We start from the raw sequence: 1,324 nt of genomic DNA on the forward strand, positions 1-1,324 counted from the left end.
GCCCCACTAAATAATAATTGGGTTGCTTGGGTATGTCTTGCCGTATAACTGGTAATATTTTCTTTTATTCCCGTTGTTTCTGCTATAAACTTTAATTGCTTGTTGAATTTTCTCAAACATTTTTTATATCGGTACTGCTTTTGCAGGTCTGTTTGCTCATCCCTGTAAATAACTGGAAATATATATTCCAGTCCTCCTGATTTAGGCTTTTCTTTGTAATAATCCAAAATCTTCTGTACTTCTTTCCTAATAGGTAAAGGAGATATTTTTTCTTTAGTTTTTTCCCTGTAGTATTCAATATTCCCATTTTTGACACTTGACCATTGTAAAAAAGCCATATCTTTATAATTCATCCCTCCTGTATAATAACTGAATAAAAACATATTATAGGTATCTGTATATTCAGAGTGCTCAGATATATCAAAGTTCTTGAATTTCCTAAAATCTTCTATATGAAGAGCTATTTTTCTGGGTTGTGATTTTAACCTTTTATCAATTCTATATGATTTGCCAAATGGATAATCTTCCTGCCTGGCATACCCTGTTTTAATTGCATTATTGTATAAGGTTCTGATATCTCGCATTTTAATTTTAATACTGGAGTTATCACAGGTTTTTCTCAAAAAAGCTTCATAATCACAAAGAAACTCATAAGTAATATCTTTAAAACGTAAATCTTTTTTAGCAAACTTAAACAATGACCTTTGGGAATCCCCTACAATTTTTGCATAACCTAATCTTCCTGTACTTTTATAGTTTTCAATATCTTTAGTGAAATAATCATAAACTGCCATGGATTTGACCTTTTTGTTTTGGGATTCTTCTTTAAATCTGATTGCAATATCGTTTACTGTATAGTCCAGTTCTTCTTCTGTTTCTAATTCTGTAATGATATTCTCCAACCTTTGGGTTAAAGCCCTCAAGGATTGATTGATTTCTTGGGCTTTAGGGTGATTGGATCTGATTTTCTTATTTTTATTATCCCATTGATTTTCTAAAATGGAAAATGGAGTTGTAATTACTTTTTCTTTATCTGCATGATATATCTTAAATATAATAGGTATAGAGCCATCAGCTTTAGGTTTGTTCTTTCTCAGTATTAAATGAAATGTAGCCATAGTATATTTTTTAATAAATACTTAAGGTCAGGTATTAGGTCAGGTTTAAAAGTCAAATATAGTAAAATATAACATATTGAAAAAATATTTTATCTTTATAAACCTTTATTAATAAAGAAAAAGTCAAATATAGTAAAATAAAGAAATACATTAACTCTCTGACTGTTAATCAGAGGGTCGCTGGTTCGAGCCCAGCAGGAGGAGCT

Annotated in this window: 1 protein-coding gene; it reads right to left on the minus strand. The window is 30.1% G+C overall.

The features are described from left to right. Positions 1-1,118 (minus strand): site-specific integrase (locus ETU08_RS00570; protein ID WP_146261068.1); only part of this gene is annotated, 1,118 nt, incomplete at its 3' end. Between the last annotated feature and the right edge of the window lie 206 nt (positions 1,119-1,324).

The organism is Apibacter muscae, assembly GCF_007845635.1.
Taxonomy (GTDB): Bacteria; Bacteroidota; Bacteroidia; order Flavobacteriales; family Weeksellaceae; genus Apibacter; species Apibacter muscae.